The organism is Erysipelatoclostridium sp. DFI.2.3, assembly GCF_019132535.1.
Classification (GTDB): Bacteria; Bacillota_I; Bacilli_A; order Erysipelotrichales; family Erysipelotrichaceae; genus Clostridium_AQ; species Clostridium_AQ innocuum.
Window position 1 is genome coordinate 21,223 of the sequence record NZ_JAHOOJ010000022.1, and the last position, 20,054, is coordinate 41,276.

Annotated in this window: 22 protein-coding genes; 4 read left to right on the plus strand and 18 right to left on the minus strand. The window is 43.1% G+C overall.

All coding sequences use genetic code 11. From position 1 onward, the window contains the following. Positions 1–15: 15 nt before the first annotated feature. Positions 16–732 (minus strand): purine-nucleoside phosphorylase, encoded by a 717-nt coding sequence (gene deoD, locus KSZ58_RS17970; protein ID WP_002609936.1) that lies wholly within the window; start codon positions 730–732, stop codon positions 16–18. 141 nt (positions 733–873) lie between these two features. Between deoD and KSZ58_RS17975 the strand changes: the two genes are divergently transcribed. Then, the gene (locus KSZ58_RS17975; protein WP_008817726.1) at positions 874–1,575 is read left to right on the plus strand and encodes a Crp/Fnr family transcriptional regulator; all 702 of its coding nucleotides are present in this window, start codon (positions 874–876) and stop codon (positions 1,573–1,575) included. Here the strand turns inward: KSZ58_RS17975 and KSZ58_RS17980 are convergent, their stop codons facing one another. The 16 genes from KSZ58_RS17980 to KSZ58_RS18050 all read right to left on the minus strand — a co-directional run bounded on the left by KSZ58_RS17980 (position 1,576) and on the right by KSZ58_RS18050 (position 14,792). Then, positions 1,576–2,220: an HAD family hydrolase gene (locus KSZ58_RS17980; RefSeq protein ID WP_008817727.1), complete on the minus strand. Its 645-nt coding sequence runs from the start codon at positions 2,218–2,220 to the stop codon at positions 1,576–1,578. Between the two features lie 243 nt (positions 2,221–2,463). Beyond that, positions 2,464–2,574, minus strand: coding sequence for a PTS lactose/cellobiose transporter subunit IIA (locus KSZ58_RS17985; protein WP_207636088.1), 111 nt, complete (start codon positions 2,572–2,574; stop codon positions 2,464–2,466). 352 nt (positions 2,575–2,926) lie between these two features. Further along, entirely contained in the window at positions 2,927–3,130 is a 204-nt protein-coding gene (locus KSZ58_RS23525) for a DUF4143 domain-containing protein (protein WP_374102574.1), read from the minus strand. 62 nt (positions 3,131–3,192) lie between these two features. After that, the gene (locus KSZ58_RS23530) at positions 3,193–3,300 is read right to left on the minus strand and encodes a hypothetical protein (protein WP_374102572.1); all 108 of its coding nucleotides are present in this window, start codon (positions 3,298–3,300) and stop codon (positions 3,193–3,195) included. Positions 3,301–4,232: 932 nt separating this feature from the next. Next, positions 4,233–4,538 carry a DUF1648 domain-containing protein gene (locus tag KSZ58_RS17995; RefSeq protein ID WP_009270757.1) on the minus strand — a complete coding sequence of 102 codons (306 nt, stop codon included), beginning with the start codon at positions 4,536–4,538 and terminating at the stop codon, positions 4,233–4,235. Positions 4,539–4,741: 203 nt separating this feature from the next. After that, positions 4,742–4,972, minus strand: a complete 231-nt coding sequence (locus tag KSZ58_RS22895; protein WP_224720919.1) for a hypothetical protein — start codon at positions 4,970–4,972, stop codon at positions 4,742–4,744. A 170-nt stretch (positions 4,973–5,142) separates the two neighbouring features. Then, positions 5,143–5,523, minus strand: coding sequence for a hypothetical protein (locus tag KSZ58_RS18005; protein WP_009270758.1), 381 nt, complete (start codon positions 5,521–5,523; stop codon positions 5,143–5,145). A gap of 31 nt (positions 5,524–5,554) precedes the next feature. Continuing rightward, complete coding sequence (gene rlmD / locus KSZ58_RS18010) at positions 5,555–6,916, minus strand: 23S rRNA (uracil(1939)-C(5))-methyltransferase RlmD (RefSeq protein ID WP_009588236.1); 1,362 nt, start codon at positions 6,914–6,916, stop codon at positions 5,555–5,557. Further along, positions 6,903–7,520 carry an HAD family phosphatase gene (locus KSZ58_RS18015; protein ID WP_008817800.1) on the minus strand — a complete coding sequence of 206 codons (618 nt, stop codon included), beginning with the start codon at positions 7,518–7,520 and terminating at the stop codon, positions 6,903–6,905. The genes rlmD and KSZ58_RS18015 overlap by 14 nt, the downstream gene beginning before the upstream one ends. Before the next feature lie 296 nt (positions 7,521–7,816). Continuing rightward, positions 7,817–8,752: a sulfite exporter TauE/SafE family protein gene (locus KSZ58_RS18020; RefSeq protein ID WP_008817801.1), complete on the minus strand. Its 936-nt coding sequence runs from the start codon at positions 8,750–8,752 to the stop codon at positions 7,817–7,819. Positions 8,753–8,951: 199 nt separating this feature from the next. After that, entirely contained in the window at positions 8,952–9,758 is an 807-nt protein-coding gene (gene proC / locus KSZ58_RS18025) for a pyrroline-5-carboxylate reductase (protein WP_021419989.1), read from the minus strand. 28 nt (positions 9,759–9,786) lie between these two features. Then, positions 9,787–12,168, minus strand: coding sequence for a trans-4-hydroxy-L-proline dehydratase (hypD, locus tag KSZ58_RS18030; protein ID WP_009270794.1), 2,382 nt, complete (start codon positions 12,166–12,168; stop codon positions 9,787–9,789). A gap of 3 nt (positions 12,169–12,171) precedes the next feature. Then, positions 12,172–13,086 (minus strand): trans-4-hydroxy-L-proline dehydratase activase, encoded by a 915-nt coding sequence (locus tag KSZ58_RS18035; RefSeq protein WP_009588237.1) that lies wholly within the window; start codon positions 13,084–13,086, stop codon positions 12,172–12,174. Beyond that, positions 13,083–13,658, minus strand: coding sequence for a helix-turn-helix domain-containing protein (locus KSZ58_RS18040; RefSeq protein ID WP_161129247.1), 576 nt, complete (start codon positions 13,656–13,658; stop codon positions 13,083–13,085). Before KSZ58_RS18040 ends, KSZ58_RS18035 begins: the two co-directional genes overlap by 4 nt. A 396-nt stretch (positions 13,659–14,054) precedes the next feature. After that, positions 14,055–14,459, minus strand: a complete 405-nt coding sequence (locus tag KSZ58_RS18045; protein ID WP_008817806.1) for a DUF2752 domain-containing protein — start codon at positions 14,457–14,459, stop codon at positions 14,055–14,057. Between the two features lie 6 nt (positions 14,460–14,465). Beyond that, entirely contained in the window at positions 14,466–14,792 is a 327-nt protein-coding gene (locus tag KSZ58_RS18050; RefSeq protein WP_008817807.1) for a DUF4234 domain-containing protein, read from the minus strand. Between the two features lie 198 nt (positions 14,793–14,990). Between KSZ58_RS18050 and KSZ58_RS18055 the strand changes: the two genes are divergently transcribed. Further along, a complete protein-coding gene (locus KSZ58_RS18055; RefSeq protein ID WP_238135817.1) occupies positions 14,991–15,353 on the plus strand; it encodes a hypothetical protein in 363 nt (120 codons plus the stop codon). Positions 15,354–15,392: 39 nt separating this feature from the next. On the opposite strand, the gene htpG is transcribed toward KSZ58_RS18055, so the two are convergent. Beyond that, on the minus strand, positions 15,393–17,336 hold the full coding sequence (gene htpG / locus KSZ58_RS18060) for a molecular chaperone HtpG (protein ID WP_009270798.1): 1,944 nt from the start codon (positions 17,334–17,336) through the stop codon (positions 15,393–15,395). A gap of 495 nt (positions 17,337–17,831) precedes the next feature. Here htpG and proB point away from each other — a divergent pair, with 495 nt between their 5' ends. Then, on the plus strand, positions 17,832–18,626 hold the full coding sequence (gene proB / locus KSZ58_RS18065; RefSeq protein ID WP_008817810.1) for a glutamate 5-kinase: 795 nt from the start codon (positions 17,832–17,834) through the stop codon (positions 18,624–18,626). After that, positions 18,627–19,874 (plus strand): glutamate-5-semialdehyde dehydrogenase, encoded by a 1,248-nt coding sequence (locus KSZ58_RS18070; protein ID WP_009270799.1) that lies wholly within the window; start codon positions 18,627–18,629, stop codon positions 19,872–19,874. The last annotated feature ends 180 nt before the right edge of the window (positions 19,875–20,054 follow it).

Consider the following 20,054-nt stretch of genomic DNA (forward strand, 5'->3'; position numbering starts at 1 on the left):
CTTTCCTGTCGTATGTTATAATGCCACAGCTGTTTCCAGTGCAACCAGCATCATATCATGGAAGGATGTCTGACGCTCTTGTGCAGTTGTCTCTGCATGTGTAACCAGAGAATCGCTGATGGTCAGCAGGCAGGCAGCGCGCTTGTTTAAAATTTTGGCATTGTGGAATAGAGCAAAGCTTTCCATTTCAACACATACACAGCCATGCTTTTCAAAAAATTCCCGGTGTCCGTCCACGTTGTCCTCATGATAAAAAACATCGCTGGAATGAATTCTTGCCTTTGTCAGCGGTTTGTTCACCCTTGCGGCCGCTGCTTCTATTTCAGCATTCAGCTCAGCACTCGGTGTCTGAATATCACCGTCGACATCCGCCTGTGCCTTCGCGAAGGTGGATTCACTCCATGCACTGTCTGCAAGTACCAGATCAAACAGCTTCAGCGTATCCGTGTAGGCTCCTGCACTACCGATTCGAATAATGTTTTCTACCTCATAAAATTTATACAGCTCATAGGAATAGATTCCAATACTTGCCATTCCCATACCGCTTCCCATGACAGAGATTTTCTTTCCCTTATAGGTACCGGTATATCCGAACATATTGCGGACCGTGTTAAACTGTACCGGATTTTCCAAATAGGTTTCTGCAATGAATTTGGCGCGGAGCGGATCCCCCGGCATGAGTACAGTCTTGGCGATGTCGCCGCTGGCAGCAGCGTTATGTGGTGTTGACATAAATACTTCCTCCTTTACATAGGTTTTACGCAAAGCAGATTCCCATACATCCTGCTTGCTTTTTTTACAATAGTATCATACTATAGGAGCAGATAATAAAAAAAGGACATCTGTCCACTTTTTGAAAAGAAGGTGAATTTTATGACTGCCCTGCAGGATTTGTTAGAGGAAACAAAGGAATGCCATCACAGTCTGCTGAAGCAGCTGTTTGCCAATTGTCCCGTAGAGGTGCTGCAGCAGATGCAGCTGATCCGTCTACGTAAGAATCAAAATCTGATTTCCACTTACCAGACCAGCAATCCGGTATTTGTGCTGCTGGATGGCCGTCTGCAGGCGATCGAAGAGCGGGTCGTGGATATTCCTTACAGCTTTACGGAGCTGCACCCGGTGGATATCGTCGGCGATTATGAGCTGTTCACCGGCATGGAGGGACACTATGTGACGCTGAAAACGATGGAAGCCTCATGCTGCGCCAGACTGAGTGCTGCCTCCTATCTGCACTGGATGAAGAGTGATGCAAACGCCCTGTTTCTGCGTACGCAGATGCTGATGAAGGAGCTGTCTGTGCAGACGCAGCTTCAGCGGCAGTATTTGTTTATGGATAATCGCACACGCCTGCTTCTGTTTTTGCTGCGTTCCAATGGACAGAGTGGTGGAAGGATTCCTGCGACCCGGGAACGGATTGCAGCTTCCATCGGCTGTAGTGTGCGTACCTGCAACCGCATTATTCTCACCTTGTCACAGGAAGGCTTTGTGGACTGCATCCACGGCAAGCTGCAAATCAGCGAACAGCAGCGCAGTGCGATAAAAAAAGAACTGGAGACCTCCAGTTTCTCTTTCTGATCACGCCATCAGGGATTCACATTGGCGTATCGTATCGACAACCACGCAGCCTGTTTTTTCCAGCTTTCCCTTATCCTCATGTCCGTTGGCGATCAGAATACAACGGCAGCCGGCACCATGGGCAACCTCACTGTCGTGTACACTGTCACCGATAAAGACCACTTCCCGCGGATTCAGACCGCTTTCCTGTACAAAGCGCTTTGCCAGCTCTGCCTTGGATGCCGCATGGATATTATCCAGACCGCGTACCTGCTCAAAATATTGTTCAATATCATAATTATCCAGCTGCTCATGCAGGAAATGCAAATCACTGGCACTCAGCAGATACTGATGCACTCCCTTTTTCTTCAGCTGTGACAGCATGTCCGTTACCCCGTCATGCAAAGAGCAGGCCATACTGTGGGGCTGATAATAGCGCATATATTCCTTTGCGAGCATAGGAAACGGTGTCTTCTCAAAGTCAAAGCCGACTTTTTTATAATATTCTATCACAGGAAACTGAAAATATTTCCGGTATTCCCCTTTATCCAGAACCAGAGGCAGCTGTGCCTTTTTCAGAATGGTATTCAACGCTTCCATACTGACATCAATATCATCCAGCAGCGTACCGTTCCAATCCCAGACGACATGTTTTATATCATTCATAAGAAACCTCCTTCGTATTATTCTATTATATTGCCCCTTATTATATACAAAAGAATATCCCGGTGCAACCATTGTGCGTAAAATAATTGAAAAATTGAATAGGAAATCTGCATAGAAATCATACCGAATGATTACCATAGTATCATTCGGTAATTCATTTCGTTTTATGAGAAAAAGATGAAAAGTACCGGTAGAAAGTTTCTAAGCCGGCCTCCTCATCTTATTTTCCTGTAGCAGTATTGCTTATTTCATGGATGCTACTTTCTGATTCAGCTTTATAATCGAATTTGCCATATCCTTCATTAGAATTGCATTCATCAAATGATCCTGCGCATGTACTATATTGAGTGCCACAGGTGAAACTTTATATAGTTGAATAGTCTTTGAAAACGATTTCTTTATGAACCTCTTTTTAGTGCATCTTTTTGTATCATCTCCTTACGATTTCCTCTGTTTTATTTCAATTTTCCTCTTGACAGATTACCAGAAGGATTGAATCAGATATACGTAATTTGAAGAGAGACTAGATTTTCACTAAGATAAAGCTTTCTACCATATTGGCAAAGAATACAACCGATACCTATTTCTTTATCCGGAATATTATGAAGTACCGAGAAATTTTTAGCCATTCCCTTCATTGGATTTGCACTCATCTTTATTTCAATCGGATACAGAATGCCATCTTTTTCAATGATGAGATCAATTACTATTTTGTCCTTATCTCTATAATAATATATAGATGATATGCTTTACCGGAATTCAAATGCGTTATCATAACTTCAGAAACAACAAAGTTCTCAAATACATTTCTGGCTTTTGCGCCATTTTTCAATACTTCAGGTGTTGTCCACCTTTTCAAATAACATATCAAACCAGAATCGTGTAAATATACCTTAGGTGTTTTCACCACCTTCTTCAATATATTATTAGAATAAGGCTCCAGCAAAAAAATGATACCTGATATCTATAATATTAAAACCATTGTTTCACTGTATCGATACTGATTTCAACTTCATTTGCAATAGCATGGAAATTAAGCAATTCGCCGCATCTTGCAGCTAAAGCTGTAAGATACTTCATGAATTTTAACTCATTATTCACTAGCTGTCTCACATCTTTTTCAATATATGTTTTCAATCAATACTGTCTCGAGCGACCATCCGTGGCATTTTACGATTCCTATAATAATATTTATTGATGGCTGTTAAAAAATCTGCGGTTACTATGATAATTCGTAGGCTTTCCTTTATCCTACCGGATGGTGTTACCGAAAATCATGTAAATAATTTATATCACCACGATCCACCGTTACTTCCATTACTGTGCAGATATCCCGTTCCACACAAAATGCGGTAGTTTCATGCAATTTGTAAACACCGTCGCCCATTGTAGCCTGTTAAGGGTTATATTATGAGCATGTCCAATACGAAACATGAAGTTAGTAAGATTTCACCTCCCTTATCCTCTTCCTTAAAGAAGCCGGCAAAAATTACGTGCCACCTTTGTTTTATTTACTTGCTCTGTACGATTAACTCCATCTTCCATGATACATTCATTTTCTTATTCAATACAAAGACTGAATACGTTATCTTATGTATGTGAGATAGAGAATAATAAGTGATTTATCTGAATCAAAAGAGAATAAATAAATCACGTTATATTGTATCTACACACTCTATACCAGCTACTACTGAGACCTCTATATACTTTTTAAGCTCTTTATTTTTATAATTTACACCCTTATCCGTGAATACGAAATGCTCCGAAAAGTGCTTAAAACAAAGGATTTTTACGTACTTCGTCGATGTATCGAAACCACCGTCTCTACATGGACTGTGTGTCATTTTCAAACGTCGCATAGATAGAGTTATCCAACTAAACGCATGTATAAATTTTGATTATGCATTATAGCTATAATCAATAAAATATCGAACTTTACCTATATATATCACAGATGGCTTTGCTACCTTATTTATTTAAACAAATTTTTTATTAAACAAATAAACTGGGATTTAGCTATTCCATAACATGAAGATTATTGCAAAACATGTTAACATAGGAAAGTATAGAAAAGAGTATTTTTTAATACCATTTCTTCCAATCCGATTAGGTCTCTTTTCTAATATAACCATATATGTGACATGTCCTAAAAACCCAAGGACAGGTACTAATAAAATAATATACCATTTACTTGAATAAATATCTGCATTTCCAAAAAAATTAAAATGTGTAGCAATTTCATTAGGGAATGAATCACAAAACACCAACAATAGTACAGATGGAATAAAACATAAGACTCCATATTTGATATCTTTCATAAATTCCTCCAACTTCTAATTTTTCAGTTTGATAAACTTGAATTTGACGAGCTAATACTACAAAAGTCATTTATCAAACAAACTCAGCTATCACTATCTCATTTCCATCAATATCTTTTAAGCGAAGCTCGTTAGTTCCCCGATCATATCGCACAGGGTCAGCTAGTGGAAGCCCTTTTCCCTTTAACCATTCTACTGTTGAATCAAGATTTTTTGTTTGAAATACAAAGGATTGATAACCAGTCGGTGGTGCGTCGAATGCCTTGCAATCCCATATGCAAATAGTGGATATTTTCATTAAAGCCAAGATAAACCCCATTTGAATCGTCAACATTAGTTTTAATAAAGGGTATCTCTAATATTTCCCTGTAAAACTCAATCAGTTCTTTCGCATGCTCAGAAAAAATATTTGTGCAGTAGTATCCTGTTATCATCTTTTCACCATTCCATAATCATTTCTCATCGTCTAATATCCCTAAAATTGCTTCCCAAATTCAAATATGACTTACAGTTTTAGTTTATCTTTCTAATTGCGCCGAATACATGTTATACCTATTATTTTAGTGGTTAAATTAACCTTTTTAGAGTTGTATCCGAAATTTTATCATTTTGTTTCAGTAAGTCTCGTCTCATTAAGTTTAGTAAAGATAAAATATCTATCAAATTTCTCTTTTGCTTGAACTTCTGTTTGTCCATCATTGGTGAAATTAATATCTCCAATATCTGCCAGCTTCCTAATGATTGGCTCAGTAGAAAATAATATAATTTCTTGTTTGACAGCTATTAACCGCAAATGCAGTTCTTCCCTATTTGCACGTTGACTTGTGGACTGAGAAACGATTACCATAAGTTCTTTATATATTCTGAGTTTTTCTAAAAACAGTTGATGTTTCAAATTTGAACGATGATTCAAAAATATAGAAACCACTGCTACTACTGTTGTTGCAATTACTGCTGCTATAGAAATAATGTCTTTAAAATTCATAATCCCTCCTATAAATTTCTAATTTACCTTTCTATTTATTTCTCACTAATTTCACGATACTCTCTACATGAACCGTATGCGGGAACATATCCACCGGAACCAGCTTGCCCTGTACCCGATATCCCATACGCTCAAACATCTGCAAATCGCGAATCTGCGTCTGCGGATTACATGAGATATACAATACCTGTTTCGGCTTCATCCGTACCAGACTCTTAATGAAATCCTCACTGCTTCCACTTCTGGGAGGATCCATAATCACGACATCCAGCCGCTTCTTCTCCGCCGCAAGCCTTGTCATATAGCGCCCAGCATCCTCACAAACAAAACGGATATTGGATATCTGATTGATCTTCGCATTGATTTTGGCATCCTCCACCGCATCACGGTTGATTTCCACACCGATCACCTGCTTCACGAAGCGTGATACATACATCCCAATCGTCCCGATTCCACAATATGCATCCAGCACCGTTTCCTTACCACTTAGCTCCAGCAGCTCCACCGAACGCTGATAAAGAACTTCCGTTTGCTCATGATTGATCTGATAGAAAGACTTTGCAGATATCCGGAAGGTCATACCGCACAAAACATCCTCGATATACCCGGGACCATATAGTACACGCTCCTCATCCCCTAACACCACGCTTGTTTTTCTGGTATTCACATTCTGCACGATTGTTGTAATTTGAGGAAATCGTTTTCTTAGCTCCTGTATAAAATTCCTCCTTGCCGGAAACACATTGGAATTCAATACAAGAACGATCATGATCTGTTTGCTTACCGCACCATACCGCACGACTACATGCCGGATAAGCCCTTTGCGCTGATCCTCATTATACGGTTCGATGTGGAGCTTTCCCATCAGCTCCACAATGCCTGCAATTATGCTGTCACACACCTCAGGATGCAGAGGACAGCATTTATAGGGGATTATACGATGAGAGAATTCCTCATAAAAGCCTGCCTGTATTCGACGCTGCCTGTCCTTTTGAAATCCGATAATCACCTTATTGCGATACTGCCATGGCTCCTCCATCATGACGATATCCTCCGTCTGTAATTTCATTCCCTTCGCCCTGTCACACAGGGCTTGCATACTTTGGTTCTTAAATACACGCTGTCCCTGCGCATTCATATGTAGCAGCTGACAGCTTCCGCAGTGCTCATAAATCGGACACTTCACCGGTTTACGGAAAGGAGATGCCCTTTTAATTTCTACAACCTCACCGATATACCCCTTTGCAATACGCCTGACAATTCGGACACGGACCTCCTCCTGCTTCAACACATGGCGCACAAGTACGATATCCTTTCCTATACGCAGCAGTCCGTTATGCGCCTCATCCATACCGGTGATAACACCGCTTACCATCTGCTTAATCTTTAACATGACATTCCTCTTTCAACAGCTTCTGCGCCTTCGCGATACAGCCCTCATCTGTAAATAAGATTCCCTGTATTCCCATCTTCTCTGCCTGCCTAGTATTTTCCACATTATCATCCAGATAAAGAAGCTCCTCGGCGTTGAGCTCATAGCGCTCAAGCAGCACTTCAAAAATATAGGGATCCGGTTTGTTGGTTTTCTCCTCATAGGACAATACCGCACCGTCCGCCAGTGGAAAGAACTGCTGGGTTTCCTTCAAATAATCCGCAGAATCCTGACTGATATTGGAAAGAATATAAATTCCATAACCGGCATTCTTCATCTGTTTCATAAAGGCTATGCTTTCCTGCATCGGCTGCATCAGCTGCAGCCAGTTCTGTAATACGATATCCGTCTCCTCAACCATATCCGGATATGCATCGTGATACACCGCATACAGATCCTCCAGCATCCAGATTCCCTGATCATACTTCTCCCATGCTTCATGTGTAAAAATACGGCTGCAGACACGGTGTGTCTTTTCTTCACTTTGAAACCACCGGATAAAATAGGTCTCCGGTGCAAAGGTCATCAATACATTTCCTATATCAAATACAATATGTTTTATCATGCTTTCTACTCCTTGTTTTCATTTCTATTATACTATAAGAAGCCCCGGCTTCCCAGTCACTAATATCAATATTGCAAAATCTGGATAATGAAAGAATATAAAAAGGATGAACTGCCACATCATGCTACTTTCTCAATCAGGCCTGCATTAAAAAAAGAAGCATTCTTATAACAGAATTTAAATTCTCCTTCTATCGTATACCCTAAGTAAAATAGAACCTGACATTACGGCTGTCATGCTTGTTCAAAGAGCACAACAGAAAAAAGAGGTCACATGGAAGTGAACCTCTTACAATTTTAATCTACGATTTCCACTGCTTCAGCTTTTGCAGCTGCTGTATGCTCCGTTACCTTTGAAAACCCGGCACGCAGCATGACAGTGGATGTATATACCGTTACACATACAACGATCCATTTCAGTACATCCAGCGGCAGTGATTTGATCAGAAGAGATGCAACCAGAGTTGCAATTGATCCGAAAATCGCCATGGAAAGTGCTGATTTTCGATTGTATGCCCCCTCCTTGATAAACTTTACAGATGCAGGCGGCATCAGGAAGGCACAGGATCCCATCATAATCGGGAACGCGACATCCGGAGACATTCCCAATAGATACACAAGGACCATGCAGGGATTATACAGACCGACACCCGCTGTCATCAATGCTCCCAGAATAAAGTTGACGATACCGGCAATCACAAGCTTTCCACCCGCGAGTCCAATGGCATCTCCACCAATCGGCATTAACTTCAAAAGACTTGCCAGCATGATGCATGCCGTACATGCAAGTGCAAACCCCATTACCAGACGAATTTTCTTCTCTGACATGCGGGAAACCACACCTGCTCCGAGAACTGCACCAAGCATAGCGGCAGCCAGCATGACAACCAGTGTCCATGCCTCAACCTTGACAACCGTTGTAAAAATCAGTGCCTGCAGCAGTACCGGAATACAGTTGGCAACATTCATCGTTCCCGGAATCAGCTTATCCCGTGTCTGCTTCGTAAATTTCAGTAATGCTGTCTGTGGAGCGAATGCCCCGATTCCCAGCGGATCGAAGAAATTTACCAGAGCCCCGATAGCGCCGGTCTTCCACCAGGAGGTATCTCCCTCAAACTCATCCTTGTGTTTGATCAGGTCGTAAGCGAAAAAAGCAGTGTATCCGATCAGCAGTACGATCAGCAATCCAATAATAATAGTAGTAATATCCATAATCTTCTCTTTAACTCCCATTGTACGCTCTTGCGTCTTCTCTATTGTTTAACTCCAATGCTGCTTGCTGTTATTCACCGGCACTCTGTTCCAGCATCCCTCTGTTACAGGCGCCGTCTTGCTTTCAGCAGTTCTTGCAATTGCAGACATCCCTGCACGCTAATTGCAATCCTCGCCGCAAACACATGTGAAGCACAGCCTTCTTCCAAATTCCTCTGTTTTATTTCGACATCTCTCTTGATTTATCCGCACAAGCCTTCATGCTCTGCATAATGCTGGAGCGAAATCCGGTTTCCTCAAGCTTTGCGACAGCAGCGATGGTCGTTCCTCCCGGTGAACAAACCATATCCTTCAGCTCTCCCGGATGCTTTCCGGTTTCCAGAACCATCTGGGCACTTCCCAGTACCGCCTGTGCCGCAAATTTATATGCCTGTGGTCTTGGCATACCTTCCACTACGGCGGCATCTGCCATTGCTTCAATCATCATATAGACATATGCCGGTGATGATCCGCTGACTGCCGTTACCGCATCCATCAGGTGCTCTGGTACAATTTCACTCTTACCGAAGCTGTTGAAGATAGCCGTAATCTCTGCGGTTTCTTCCTTTGTGACATTCTTTGCAGGTGCAATGGCAGCCATACCCTCACCAACAAGTGCCGGTGTGTTTGGCATTGTCTTGACGATTTTGATTTCTCTTCCAAACAGCTGTGCTACCGCTTCGGAGGATTGTCCGGCTGCAATCACGACGATGATGACATCCTCTTTCACAACAGCCTTGATCTGATTGATGACAACCGGGTACAGGAACGGCTTTACAGACAGCACAATGATGTCGCATACCTTTGCCAGCTGCGCATTGTCTGTTGTCGTATTGACGCCATAGCTTTCCCGTACACGAGCCAGACTCTCCTCGTTGATGTCGGATACATAAATGTTTTCTTTGGCAGTCAGACCGGCCTTGATGATCCCCCCGATCATCGCACCGCCCATGTTTCCGCTGCCGATAAATCCAATGGTCTTGTTCATAACTATTTTCCTTCTTTCCTAATATTGTTTATGAAAAGCTCTGCTCTGTACGATTAATGATTTCATCCTGCAGCTCTTTGCTCAGATTGCGGAAATGATCGGAGTAGCCTGCAACTCGTACAATCAGATCGCGGTATTCCGCAGGATTCTGCTGTGCCTTGATCAGTGTTTCACGGTCGATGACATTGAACTGAATGTGGTGTCCGTCCATGTTGAAATAGGAGCGGATCAAATCTGCCATATTGCTTAAACCGTCTTCTCCGGCTACAACACTTGGTGTAAACTTCTGGTTCAGCAGCGTACCACCGGTAGACAGATGATCCATCTTGCTTGCGGAGCGAATAACGGAGGTTGGTCCATTCACATCCGCTGCCTTTTCCGGAGAAATCCCCTCACTGACCGGTTTGTGTGCCAGACGGCCGTTTGGAGAAGCCAGCATAACCTCACCAAAATATACATGGCAGGTGGTCGGCAGCATATTGATTCTCCACTGACCGTTACGCATGTTCGGACGACCGGTGATCGTATTCTTATAGAAGGTAAACACCTCCTTCATAATCGCGTCTGCATAATCATCATCATTTCCATACTTCGGTGTCTTGCGGGAAACCAGATTATAGAGACGAACATGCTCTTCTCCTTCGAAGTTATCCTGCAATGCCTTCATCAGCTCACCCATTGTGAAATTCTTTTTGTCATACACATTGTATTTGATTGCGGACAAAGAGTCGGTGATTGTTCCGATACCTACTCCCTGCAGGTAGTTCGTATTGTAGCGAGCACCTCCGGCATTGTAGTCCTTGCCGTTGGTGATGCAGTCGTCGGTGATGATGGAAAGGAACGGTGCCGGCATGTATTTCGCATAGATACGGGTAATCATATTGCTTCCCTTAACCTTGATATCCGCAAAATGCTCAATCTGCTTTTTGTAGGCATCAAACAGCTCGTCATAGCTCTTAAAGTCTTCCGCTTCTCCCAGCTGTAAGCCCAGCTGCTTTCCGCCAACCGGATCCCATCCGTTATGCAGTGTGATTTCCAGAATTTTCGGCAGATTGAAATATCCCTGCAGAATGTATGCTTCCCGTCCGAAGGCTCCGGTTTCCACACAGCCGGAGGTTCCTCCACGACGTGCATCCTCAATGGATTTCCCGGCATTCAGCAGCTCCTGAATAATCGCCTCCGTATTGTAGAAGGCAGGCTGTCCCCAGCCCTTTCGACTGATTTCACATGCTCTCTTGATAAATTTCATCGGTGTCTTTTTGGAGATCTGTACGTTGCTGGATGGCTGCAGCAGCTTCATTTCATCCATAACATCCAGAATCAGATAGGATACATCATTGACCCCGTCTTCTCCATCCGGTGTAATCCCTCCGGTATTGATATTCGCAAAATCCGTATAAGTGGAGGATTCCTTCAGCGTGATGCCCACCTTTGGAGGAGCCGGCTGATTGTTGAATTTCACCCACAGACATTCCAGAAGCTCCTTTGCCTTGGATTTATCCAGACGTCCCGCTTCGATATCTGCTTCATAAAACGGATTCAGATGCTGATCCAGACGTCCCGGGGAGTATGCATCCCATGGATTCAGCTCGGTTGTCACACCGAGGTGTACAAACCAGTACATCTGAATCGCCTGCCAGTAGGTCTTCGGCTTATGTGCCGGAACGATGTCACAGTTTGCGGCAATCTGCAGCAGTTCTTCCTTACGTACAGGGTCACTTTCCTTTTCCGCAAGCTCTCTGGCCAGCGCTGCATAGCGTTTTCCCAGAATCATGATGGCATCGCACATAATACTCATACCACGCAGCTCATCGCGTTTTTCGATTGCCTCCGGATCGTTTAGGAAATCAATCGCAGCGATTGCCTCTTCAATGTCCTGCTGGTAATCCAGAAATCCCTTTGCATAGATTTTCTCAGAGCCGACGGTATGCCCCGGACCACGCTGTTCCATAAATTCTGTAAAGATACCTGCCTCATAGCAGTCCTTCCATTCCTGTGACATGGAATTGATTATCTTATGACGGATGGAGCGTTTTTCCCAGAATGGGATAATCGTTTCCTCCTGCTGCTTCATGTCCTCATCACTGACCTTAAAGCAGATCAGCTCACGGTCGTTCATAACCTTCATATCCTCCAGCGTGTGGCAGCACAGCTCCGGGAAGGTAGGGGTAGACTGCGGTCCTGCTCCCTTATCTCCGACAATCAGCTCACCGTCTTCAATCGTGATGGTCTTGCGGGAAAAAATTTCCTTCATTGACAGTGCGCGCAGCTCCGGAATTGATACCTCACCCTCGTATTTCTTGTAGGCATCCGTCATGAGCATGGCACGTTCCATAAAAATGTGCGGTGTTGTTTCCTCGCTCTGCTTTCTTAGTTTCTTGATTCGATCATTCATTCCTCTGAGTTCCATTGTTTATCCTCCTATCTTCACCTGTTGAAAACCATGTTCCTCAAACAGCGATTTCAGCATTTCCATATGCTCCTGTGATGGCACGCCCAAATCCGCTGCGGGATAGACGCGACCAAGCTTTTCATATTTGCTGCTTCCCGTATTGTGATACGGCAGCAGATTCACCTTGACGATTCCAATGCGCTTTTTCAAATATGTAATGATATCCAGCATTGTATCCGCATCGCTGTTCACCGGAACAACGACCGGTATGCGGATGTTGATATCCGCACGATGATCCGCAAGAAATTCCAGATTCTCCAGTATGACATCATTGGATTTTCCCATATACTTTTTGTGTGCTTCATCATTCAGTGTCTTGATATCGTACAAAAAGGTATCCACATACGGCAGCAGCCGTGCATAGCTTTCCTTTGGCGCATACCCGCAGGTATCAATCGCGACATTGTATCCCTTATCCTTCAGCTGTCTGCACAGCTCTTCCAGATAATCAATATCCTGCGTCATGACCTCTCCCCCGGAAAGCGTTACACCCCCGCCGCTTTCCTCATAGAAATGCGCGTCCTTGTTTACGATGGTCATCAGCTCCTTAATGCTGTACTGCTTTCCGACGATTTCACGGTTGTTGTGAAGGCAGTAATCCAGACAGTCTGCACAGAGCACACATTTATCTGTATCCGTATGTGCTGTACCATCCTCCTCAATCGTAATGGCTCCGTGACTGCAAGCCTTACGGCAATATCCGCAGCCACTGCATTTTTCCCGGTTAAACATCAGCTCCGGTGCATACCTCTGACTTTCCGGGTTGTGGCACCACCAGCAGTTCAGCAGACAGCCCTTAAAGAATATCGTTGTACGGATACCGTCTCCGTCATGCACAGAATATTTCTGAATATTGATTACGGTAGGCTCTTTCATAGCTTCTCTCCTGCTTCCTGAAAAAGGTTCGGTGTATTGATGGTGATAAATTTTACGACCTTATTGGTCTGATTGCTCCAGTTATGTGTTCTTGTGGATTTGTAATGTGCACAGTCTCCCGGATACAGATCACAGACATCAGCCTCAATCTGCAGTGTCAGGATACCTTCCAGCACATAGACGAATTCTTCCCCCTCATGTGGATACGGCAGCGACTCCTCCACTTCCTTTTGGGGCAAAATCTCGACCAGCTTCGGCAGCATTTCCCCACGATCTGCCATATTTGTCATCGCATATTCGATGATTGAGCTTCCCTCAATACGCAGAATTTCCCGCTCATAGCTGCGTAGTACCGCTTTTTCCTTAGTTTTCGGCTGTTCCATGAAATACGTCATCTCAACTCCGAGCGCCTTTGCGACCTTCTTCAGCGTATCGTGAGCAATGGAGGTCAGTCCACGTTCCAGCTGGGACAGATAACCGATGGAAAGCTCAGTTGCTTCACTGATATCCTTCAGTGTCATCTTATTTTCTGTCCGTTTCTGTTTGATTAGTTCACCAATATTTTTATTCATATACAGCAACACCTCTTTACAGGCTTATTATATATTTCACAAGTGATGCTGTCTATATTTTTAAGTAAAATTCGCATTAATTTACGTTAATTTTTGAAATATTATGCACATTTTAACCTTTTATACAAGTTATATGCCCTATTTTTTACCTTATTCTATACTATCAGCAGATGCTTTTCAATGAATTTGCTGTAACCGTTATCACTTTTTCACAAACAGACCGTATGCGCTCCTTATCATAAACAAAAAAAGCCGATATATATCGACTTATCGAGCTTTCCTCTGTTGTTTGCTTTTCACATTTTTTCACAAGCTGAGATTTCTACTTCATCAGACAAGGAAATTTTTATAAAAAGCTCATGTACCTGTAATATTGCCATAAAGGAAGAAACACTTCTAAAAAAACAGCTGCAGCAGGCCAATAAACGGTGCATGCTCATTCACCTGCATAGGCGCATGAGGAAACACATAAAGCATTCGCCACAGGTATACAGCAAGCATTATCCATAACAAAAGCACACTCATCACACGAAATGCTCTTCTCTTTAAAATATCTTCTCTGTTTCTCACAAAAAGCACTGCGCATACCGCTGCGTAAGGAAGCAGAAGGAATACAGCCGGATGGAAATACCAGGCAGCAGAAAGATTACCTTTCCACAGCCAGTATATGGCAGAAAACATATTGCAGCCCGGACATGGTATCCCAAATATCCGCTCCATCGGACAGAAGCTTCCGAAAACGAAGAGCACCAGAAACAGGATTACTCCGATTCCCAGTGCATTTTTTCCATCACGACTCATATCATATCAGTAGGTGCGATCGATCAAATCATTGATACTGCTTTGCATGATACAGAGCGATATAATCGGCAAGCCAAACACAGCGAGCAAAACATTGATCAGACTATTATCCTCGGCTCCTATCATATACAGCTTTTTGGAATATTTCCAGAAACAGAATATACCCCAGATACCGCAGGTCACAAAGGACAGCAGTAGATCAGTGATAGCTGTATCATTTTCTCTTGCACCGTAATTGATATCACTGAATACTTGTACCCAGGCAATCAGATAGTAAATGCCGCAGGTTATAATAGACAACACGATAATACCAAATATACTTCTTCGTCTCATACAGGCACCTCCCTCGTCGTATGATATGCTGTATCCGGTAAAACCATATCCGTCTACCGGAAGTGTTTTAATTGTACCATAGAATGAGACTCCTGTGTGATGAAACAGGTGTTTTTATACGGATGCAGGCATCTCTGTAGCATTTATACAAAACATGAAGCGACTCCCCTTTTATTCAGCAGCAAAGCTCCTCAGCATATGAAAAAGCAGTTGTTTGACTTTACTCTATGCTTTTGCCATGCGACGTATCCAGCAGCATTTCTGCCAAAGCAGCTGGAAGCAGTCTTCCATGCCTTTATTGTTCTTCGTAACCGTTTCGCCTCGCATTCACCTGGTACAGCAGCATATTTTCCACTGGCAGTGGACGATTACTTGTTCCTTCCCATGATGCTACAAAAAGACGACCTGTTCCTGCGCATACTGCTGATATACAGATGTCGCTATCCGCGTGTTATGGACAGTAAAAGTCACTATTGCTTCATATCGGCGTTTCATCACTTTGTTCTGCATTTGAAATCTCTAGGTAATAAGAAAACCTGTCTCAGTGTAAAGCTTCACTAAAACAGGTTGTTTTCTTGTTTAATTTAACGGAATGCGCTTTTATTTGCTGGCCTTTACCATGAAATCACAGATTTTCTTAGAGAATTCTGTAGGATTTTCAATCGGGAAGCCCTCAATCAGCAATGCCTGATCGTACAATAAATCTGCATAATCCTTCACTGCATCCTTATCCTGCTCGTATACCTTCTGCAAAGCATTGAAGATTTCATGATTCGGATTGATTTCCAGAATACGGGATGCCTTCATACCATACGGATTTCCTTCCGGCATAGCACTTAACACCTTTTCCATCTCAAAGGACATGCCTTCCTCACTGCTCAGACAAACCGGATCATCCACCAGGCGGGAAGAAATCTTAACATCCTTCACCTTATCGCCCAGCACTTCCTTAATGCCGCTTAACAGATCCTTATTTTCCTCAGCCTTTTTCTCCAGTTCCTTCTTTTCCTCTTCACTATCCAGGTCCAGATCACCCTGAGAAATGTTCTTAAAGGTTTTCTCTTTGTAATTCATCAGTGCCTGTAATGCAAACTCATCCACATTGTCCGTCAGATACAGGATTTCATATCCCTTTTCCTTCACCTTCTTGACCTGTGGCAGATTGTCAATCAGTTCAACCTTGTCACCGCTCATGAAGTAGATGTGCTCCTGTCCTTCCTCCATGCGGTTAATATATTCATCCAGTGTAACCAGCTTCTGTTCCTTACTGGAATAGAACATCAGCAGATCCTGCAGGGTTTCCTTGTTTGCGCCAAAGTCATTGTATACACCGAATTTGATCTGCAGACCGAAATTCTTCCAGAACTTCTCATACTCTTCGCGGTCATTGCGCAGCATCAGCAGCAGCTCGGATTTGATTTTCTTTTCGATACGGTTCGCAATCACCTTCAGCTGACGGTCATGCTGCAGCATTTCACGTGAGATATTCAAAGAAAGATCCTGGGAATCCACCAGACCCTTTACGAAACGGAAATGCTCCGGAATCAGCTCTTCCGCATTATCCATAATGAAGACACCACGGCTATACAGCTGCAGACCCTTCTTGTAGTCCTGAGAATAATAGTTGAACGGTGCCTTACCCGGGATAAACATCAGTGTTGTAAAGGAAACTGCACCCTCTACACTCGTATGAATCACCTTCTGCGGCTCTGTATAATCGTTGAATTTGCTCTTATAGAACTCATCGTATTCTTCTTTTGTTATTTCAGACTTGCTTCTCTTCCACAACGGAATCATGGAATTCAGCGTTTTCAATTCCTTTACAGTTTCATATTTCGGTTCAGCAGGCTTATCCGCATCCTCGTTTTCACTTTCCGCATCGTCCACACGCTTGCTGGTTTCCACCCACATCTCAATCGGGTAACGGATATAGTCGGAATATTTCTTAATCAGACGCTCAATCTCATACTGCTGCAGATAGTCGTCATAATTCTCATCTTCCGTGTTATCCTTCAGATACAGAACGATTTCTGTTCCATGCTCATCTTTTTCACATTCATCAATGGAATAGCCGTCAACCGCATTGCTGCTCCACAGATAGGCGGTTTCCTCACCGTATTTCTTCGTCGTTACCTCCACACGGCTGGCAACCATAAATGCAGAATAGAAGCCGACACCAAACTGTCCGATGATATCCACATCATCCTTCTTCTCTGCATCTTCCATCTCCTGCTTAAACGCCAGAGAGCCACTCTTCGCAATCGTTCCCAGATTGTCCTCAAGCTCATCCTTGTTCATACCCAGACCGTTATCACGGATTGTCAGAGTACGGTTTTCCTTATCTGCCTCCAGATAAATTTTAAAGCCGGATGTATCTACATCACTCAGGTTATCAGACAGTGCCTGATAATACAGCTTGTCAATTGCATCACTTGCATTGGAGATCAGCTCTCTCAAAAAGATTTCCTTATGTGTATAAATAGAGTTGATCATCAGATCTAATAGACGTTTGGACTCAGCCTTGAATTGTTTCTTTCTCGCCATACGTAATTACCTCCTGTTAGCACTCGCTCTTTAAGTCTGCTAACAGTATAGTACAGAATTTTAGCACTGTCAACACTTTAGTGCTAAAAATCAAAAACTTTACTCGCTTTCTGATTTCTATTCACTCCCAAAACACAGGCACGCTATTTCACCGTCATGTATATACGGTAGAGTCACGATTACAGCCTGTCCAATCTTATTTCCTCTCGTAATAAATCCTCTTTTTTTATTAGACTCTACACATAATGTTTTTTTTGTTTATGCAAGTAATTCCCAGGTATATATCTACAAGGCTTGTATACGAGAAGAGCTATCCTCTTTTTATCCATATCCTTTACTGACTATAGAGTTTCCTTTCAACACTTACCCCCTTTTCCTAATATTCGCCATTGTCTATTGGAAGCGTGTATTTCATATTCATATATAGAAAGCATTGCGTCTTTGATTCTTCTTCGGTATAATAGAAGAAACAATTTTCAAAGGAGTTGTAAATAAATGAAAGATATGAAAGAAATAAAACGGATGGTAGTCAAAGTTGGTTCCTCCACGCTGACACATTCCGGAGGCGGTTTAAATTTCCAACGAATAGATGCCCTTGCAATGGTGCTGAGCGATATCAAAAACAGTGGTTTGGATATTGTCCTGGTAAGCAGTGGCGCAGTTGCAGCAGGTGTAGCCAAGATGCAGATGCGCAAACGTCCGGAGCTGATGCGTGAAAAACAGGCAGCTGCCTCAGTGGGACAGTGTGAGCTAATGTTTATCTATGATAAATTCTTCTCTCAATACGGACAAAGCATCGCACAGCTGCTGATTACCAAAACTGTCACAAAGAACGAGATGCTGCGTGAGAATGCAGTCAATACGTTGGAAACCCTGCTGGAATATGGTGTGATTCCCATTGTCAATGAAAATGACAGTGTGGCAGTCGATGAAATCGCCTATGGGGACAATGATACACTGAGTGCAGTAACCGCTTATCTGACCAATGCCGATCTGCTGGTGCTGCTGTCCGATATTGATGGATTGTATGAGGATGACCCCGTAAAAAACAAAAATGCCAAATTGATTCCGGTCGTCAACAGCATTGATGAATCCATTTTCAATATGGCAAAGGGTGCAGGGTCTTCACGAGGTACCGGTGGCATGGTTACCAAGATATCCGCAGCACAGTTTGCAAATGAGCATGGTATTCCCATGATTATCGCCAATGGGAAAAAGCCATCCATTCTGTATGATATCCTTCGGGATGAATATCGCGGTACCCTGTTTGATACAAAGGAGGAAGTTTAGATGAAGACACTGGAACAGTTGGGAAATGCCTGTAAGCAGGCATCCCGTCAGATTATGAATGCGGACAGAAATCAGAAAGACGCATTGCTACGTGCAATCGCAAAGCAATTGGAACAGGATATGCCCGCTATCCTCAAAGCGAATGCCCTAGATGTTGAAAACGGGAAAGCGAATGGTATGAATGCAGGGCTGCTTGATCGCATGCTGTTAAATGAAGCACGGATGCAGCAGATTATCGAGGGTGTGTATCAGGTATGTGCATTACCGGATCCTATCGGAGAAATCACAGATATGCATACTACAGAAAACGGATTGCAGATTGGAACCATGCGTGTTGCACTGGGTGTCGTCGGCATGATCTATGAAGCAAGACCGAATGTGACCGTGGATGCGGCGGTCCTGTCTTTAAAAGCCGGCAATGCGGTTATGCTGCGTGGCAGCAAGGATATTCTGCAAAGCAATCTGGTTATCGTAAGCAGTATGCGAAGGGCTGCCGCTGCCTGTGGCTTCTGTGCGGATATCATCACACTTCTGGAGGATACCTCCCGGGAAACGGCAACTGCCTTTATGAAGCTGAATGCATATCTCGATGTGCTGATTCCCCGCGGCGGTGCCGGACTGATTGCCAATACAGTTAAAAATGCAACGGTACCGGTACTGGAAACGGGCACCGGAAACTGTCATGTCTATGTCGATAAGGATGCTGATACTGCCAAGGTGATTCCTATTATCATCAATGCCAAGACACAGCGGACAAGCGTATGCAACGCATGTGAAAGTGTATTGATCCATAAGGATATCAGTGACAGTTTTACACAGGAGCTTCTTGCGTCATTAAAGCAGCACCATGTAAAAATTCATGCGGATTCCCATATATGCGCTTTGGATACGGATTGTATTCCCGCTACTGAGGAGGATTACGCAAGCGAGTATCTGAATTTGGAAATCTCCATAAAAACGGTATCTACTCTGGAGGAAGCCATCACACACATCAACACCTATTCCACACATCACAGTGAAGCAATCATTTCCGAGAATTACACATCGGTTAAAAGATTTCTGAAGGAGGTTGACAGTGCCTGTGTATATGCCAACGCATCTACGCGTTTCTCAGATGGATTTGAATTTGGTCTGGGAGCAGAAATCGGAATCAGTACACAGAAGCTGCATGCACGTGGTCCTATGGGACTGCAGGCTTTAACAACCAAAAAATATATCATATTGGGAGAAGGACAGATACGACCTTGACTCTTTAATATCCAACAACAAAAAGGGAATAAAAAAACGGTTCTTACCCCATTATGTGAATAATATGAATAAATTAAAAATAAGAGAATACAGCGCTATTGTATGTTAATCAATAGAAGTTGCATTCTCTTTTTTGTAAACACCCTAACGTAAGAAAGAGTCAAGAAACCGAAATCTTTT